The sequence below is a fragment of the Anaeromusa sp. genome (genome assembly GCF_028691475.1).
GTDB lineage: Bacteria > Bacillota > Negativicutes > Anaeromusales > Anaeromusaceae > Anaeromusa.
In genome coordinates this window covers 1-4,847 of record NZ_JAQUZF010000155.1, presented here as the reverse complement: position 1 = coordinate 4,847, position 4,847 = coordinate 1, and the positions used below count along the sequence as shown (strand labels likewise).

Annotated in this window: 4 protein-coding genes; 1 reads left to right on the top strand and 3 read right to left on the bottom strand. The window is 53.5% G+C overall.

Translation table 11 applies throughout. The features are described 5' to 3' along the window. A partial coding sequence (locus PHF27_RS13350) for a C-terminal helicase domain-containing protein (protein ID WP_300071086.1) occupies nucleotides 1-664 on the top strand: 664 nt, incomplete at its 5' end. Nucleotides 665-926: 262 nt separating this feature from the next. Here the strand turns inward: PHF27_RS13350 and PHF27_RS13345 are convergent. From PHF27_RS13345 to PHF27_RS13335, 3 genes are all read right to left on the bottom strand, one after another. After that, nucleotides 927-2,018: a two-component system response regulator gene (locus PHF27_RS13345; protein ID WP_300071084.1), complete on the bottom strand. Its 1,092-nt coding sequence runs from the start codon at nucleotides 2,016-2,018 to the stop codon at nucleotides 927-929. Beyond that, nucleotides 2,015-4,549, bottom strand: a complete 2,535-nt coding sequence (locus PHF27_RS13340; RefSeq protein ID WP_300071081.1) for a response regulator — start codon at nucleotides 4,547-4,549, stop codon at nucleotides 2,015-2,017. Before PHF27_RS13340 ends, PHF27_RS13345 begins: the two co-directional genes overlap by 4 nt. A gap of 9 nt (nucleotides 4,550-4,558) precedes the next feature. Continuing rightward, the coding region (locus PHF27_RS13335; RefSeq protein ID WP_300071079.1) for a hypothetical protein at nucleotides 4,559-4,847 on the bottom strand (289 nt) is incomplete at its 5' end.

Genomic DNA, 4,847 nt, shown 5'->3' with positions numbered 1-4,847 from the left:
CGCCGCCGGGCTGGCTAAGGCCCGCCAGGAAATGCAAGAAGAACTCACGGCTCAAGGTTTCGAACAAGGCCGCATCAAAGTCCTGGCGCTTCTCACGCGCCTGCGCCAGCTCTGCTGTCATCCGGCGCTCTTTCTTGACGATTATCGCGGCGGCAGCGGCAAACTGGACCTCTTGCACGAGCTGCTCCAAGACGCCCTTGAAGGCGGCCACCGGATGCTGCTGTTCTCTCAGTTCACAGGCATGCTCGATCTCATCCGCCAGCATCTGGCCAAGGAGGGCATCGACTGCTTCTACCTGGACGGCGCCACCCCCGCCCAAGAACGCCTGCGGCTGGTAAACGCCTTCAACAGCGGTGAAAAATCGGTGTTTCTCATCTCCCTAAAAGCCGGCGGCACAGGCCTCAACCTCACCGGCGCGGACATGGTCATCCACTATGACCCCTGGTGGAATCCGGCTGTCGAAGACCAGGCCACCGACCGAGCTTATCGCATCGGGCAAAAGCAATCCGTCCAGGTCTATAAGCTTATCGCCAAGAACACCATCGAAGAAAAAATCTACGCCCTGCAGGAGCGCAAAAAGGAAATGATCGACTCCGTCATTCAACCGGGCGAGAATTTCCTGGGCAAATTGAGCGAAGCAGAACTGCGAGAGCTGTTCTTGTAAGTTCCCATACTTTTCATGACACCAGAGAGCTAATGCTCGCAATGCCCGCAGAAACATACTGTCTTAGAAAAGCCAGCCCCGGCACGGTGTGCTTGGCGAAACTTTTAGAGGCGAGACGGTCCGCAGGACAAAAAAGCGACGACTTGCAGGAGTAGAAATACGGTTGTTTGAGCACAACGAGTTTCCGTATTTCCCTGCAAGTCGTCTTTTTTTGAGTCGAGAATCTTCTTGTTTCGACAAGGATACCGCGCTAAGGCGATGCTTAGTCTAGTTTTATATCCCGCATCGCTTCGGCGATTTCCAAGAAACGCCCTTCCAACGCCAAGAAGGCTTCCACTACCACCGGATCAAAATGCGTGCCTGATTCGGCTTCGATCATGCGCACCGCCGTAGAATGGGGGTACGGGTTATATACCCGCCGGCTGATTAAGGCGTCATATACATCCGCCAGAGCCATCAAGCGGGCGGACAGAGGAATATCCTCGCCAGCCAAGCCGTCCGGATAGCCGCTGCCATCCCATTTTTCATGGTGACCTTGCGCTATTTCCTTAGCAAACTGCAAAAAGCTTTCTTCCGTTCCCAGCAAAAGCTCCGCCCGCCGGATGGCATCCCTCCCGATGGCGGCATGGGTTTTCATTACCGCAAACTCTTCCACCGTCAGCTTGCCTGGCTTGAGCAAAATGCTATCAGGAATACCCACTTTGCCGATATCATGCAAAGGCGCTGAGCGCACCAAGAGCTGAATGTTTTCGGGCGTCAACACATCCCGATAGCCGCGCCGGTTTTGCAAAAACAACGCCAGCTCCCGCACATACGCCGCGGTGCGCTGAATATGCGCCCCTGTTTCCTTGCTGCGCGTCTCCGCCAAGGAAGCCATGGCCACAATGGAAACCTCTTGAATCAAAGAGATTTCCTTCATGCGCCTAGCTACTTCCGCTTCCAGATAACTGGCTTTATCCCGAAAAAACTGCTGTGCTTGATGCAGCTTAATATGCGTCTTAACCCGGGACAGCAAAATAGCCGGATTGAGCGGCTTGGTAATATAGTCCACCGCTCCTAAAGCCAGCCCTTTCGCCTCATCCTCCTGCTCCTGCCGCGCCGTAAGAAAAATGACGGGAATGTCCGCCAGCACCGGATCGGCCTGCAACTGTCGACAAGTTTCGTAGCCATCCAGCACCGGCATCATTACATCCAGCAAAATCAAGTCCGGCGCCGCCTGCTTTACAATCTGCAACGCCTTGGCTCCATTGGTAGCCACTTTGACCTTATACTCCGACTTTAACAACGAACTTGCCAGAGCAATATTGTCGGGCGCATCATCAACAACCAGCACAACCGGCTTTTCCGCTGTCACAGCTTACACCTTCTCTCACACAAGTGGTTTAGCTGCGCCAGCGCATCCTCCAATTCAAAACGCCGTAACAGCTGCTCTAACCGAGAAAATTCCATGGCGTCAAACAACGGCGCCCAGCTCTTTTTATGCGCTTGAAAATACTCTTCCGCCTCGCTGTCAAACTCCCCTAAAAGACGCCGCAATTCTCCCAGCTCCGGTTCCGCCTGGAGCCATGCCTCTTCGCCGGCTTCCTGAGCCGATTCTTCGGTTGCTTTAGAAGGCCAGGCTTCTTGGATGGAAGATAGAACGCGCTGCAATTCCTCTTGCGCTTGCTGGAACAATTCGGGCGAGGCGTCTTTCGCACGCAAGGCCATCTCCAGCTGCGCCGCCGCTTTAGACAAAGCCATAGCGCCCAAATTAGCCGCCGACCCTTTCAGGGTATGCGCCGTACGCACCGCCACTTCCCAGTTCTCCTGCAGCATGGCTTCCTGCGCTGCCATAACCGCCGTCTCCTGGTCTAAGGCGAACTCCTGCAATAGCTTTTGGTACAATTCTTCATTGCCGAGAAGCCGCTGCAACGCCTCTTGCACATTCAATCCTGCGAGCTTTTCCATCCCCTTGACCTCCTTTCCCTGCACTGCCGGCTCCCGCCGCGCCAACGCCCTGCCCTTACCGGCTGTCCAGTAGGCCAGCGTTGAATATAACAAATGGTAATCAATGGGTTTCGGCAAATGCGCATTCATCCCTAACTGCAGACAGAGCTCTCTTTCGTTAGCCATAGCCCGGGCTGTCATGGCGATAATAGGAACCTCTTGATTACACTGACGAATTCGTTTTGTCGCCTCAAAGCCATCCATCACCGGCATATGGACATCCATCAAAATGGCATCATACGGCAAGATATCCGGCGGCACCGCTTCAATACGCTCCACCGCCAACAGCCCGTTGCCTACTACCTCCACATACACATTCTGCCGATGCAGCAATTCTACGGCGATTTGCTGATTGATAAGATTGTCCTCCACCAAAAGAACCCGCACACCCTGCAAATGATAATCCTTTTCCGGTTCGTCTCCTCGATAGCTTTCCTCGATCACCGACTCTTCCGCCAACAGGCGCACCATCGTATCAAATAATACCGACGGTCCTACAGGCTTAATCAGCACCGTCTCAATGCCGCATTGCTTCGCTTCCTCCTCGGCCTTGTCCTTTTCAAAGGCAGTCACCAGCACCACTTCCGGCGCCGGTTCTTGAAGCGGCGTTTTTCGTAATTGCCGCGTCGTCTCCAGCCCGTTAAGCTGAGGCATCTGCCAATCCATAAATACCGCTGCATACGGCTGGTGCGCTTCATCGGCTTCTTCCACTCGTTTTAACGCTTCAGAACCGGATTCCGCCGTATCCACCGTAAAGCGCAGAGATTTTAAATGATCCGCCAGGATTTCCCGGGCGGCCTGATTATCGTCCACCACCAGCAGCCGTTTTTCTTCCAGTCCTTTAGGCACCCGCGAACGAATGACTTCAGCGCCCACACCCAGCCAAATAGAAAAGAAAAACGTACTCCCTCGTCCGGGCTGACTTTCCACCCACATCTGGCCGCCCATGAGCTCTACCAGCTTCTTGCTGATCGTAAGGCCCAGGCCGCTGCCTCCATGCTTGCGGGTTGTAGAGCTATCCCCTTGCGTAAACGGCTGAAACAGCCTTCCCTGCTGCTCCTTGGACATGCCAATGCCTGTATCCTTGACCGAAAACTGGAGCTGCACCCGATCGCCAGTACGGCGTATGTTTTGAATATCAAGCACAATCTCGCCGCTCTCCGTAAATTTGACGGCATTATTGACCAAGTTGGTCAGCACCTGTCCTAAGCGCAGCGAATCCCCTAACAGGTACTCCGGCACATCCGGCGCCACGCGGTACAAAATTTCCAGTTCCTTGAGCTGGGCCTGACGGCTCGTCAGCGTCACCACCTGATCCAATACGCCTTGCAGGGCAAATTCCGCCTGCTCCAGATGCATCTTATCCGCTTCCATTTTGGAAAAATCCAAAAGATCATTAATAATCGCTAACAGCGACGTGCCGGCATTGTGGATTTTCTCCACATAGTCCCGCTGCTTATCATTCAAATCGGTTTTCAAAGCCAAGTACGCCATGCCGATAATGGCATTCATCGGCGTGCGAATCTCATGGCTGATGTTGGCCAGAAAGAGTGATTTGGCTTGCAAGGCCTCTTGCGCCTCCTCGTGAGCCTGGCTCAGCTCTTCTTCTTTCTTCTTGAGCTCGCTCACGTCCACAATGGTTCCCATCAGGCCGCCAGGGCTGCCGTCAGGCAGGCGAAAGCCGGAAACCCAATACAGCAGCTCATGGATACTGCCGTCTGCAAAACGGCGCGGCACTTGACGATACATCATCGCACCTGAAGCAATAACCTCGCGCTGCTCCTCGTAGTAATCCTTCGCTTCCTCCGGGGAGATATGGGCCATCTCTAAAACCGTCCTGCCGATGAGCTCCTCCCGGCGTACCTGAAACGCCTGTTCATACGCTTTATTACATCCCAATAACCGTCCTTATTTATCTTCGTAAAAGAAAAGATTCGGACTGTGATCCAGCAATTGATCAATAAAAAAAGTTCTCTCTTCCACCAAGGCATTAAGATTTTTCTTGTGCCACGCCAGTCGCGCCTGGTAAATACCGGCCACTACCGCAAACAAACCAAACAGCACCGGAGCAGTATAAGCCAGCTTAGTAATCGGCGTTATGCTTTGGGCCAGCAGCAAATTACTCCAAGAAAACTCCAGCTGCAAGCGCATAAGTTCATACTGCAAAACGATAACAGGAACAATAAAACCGAACAGC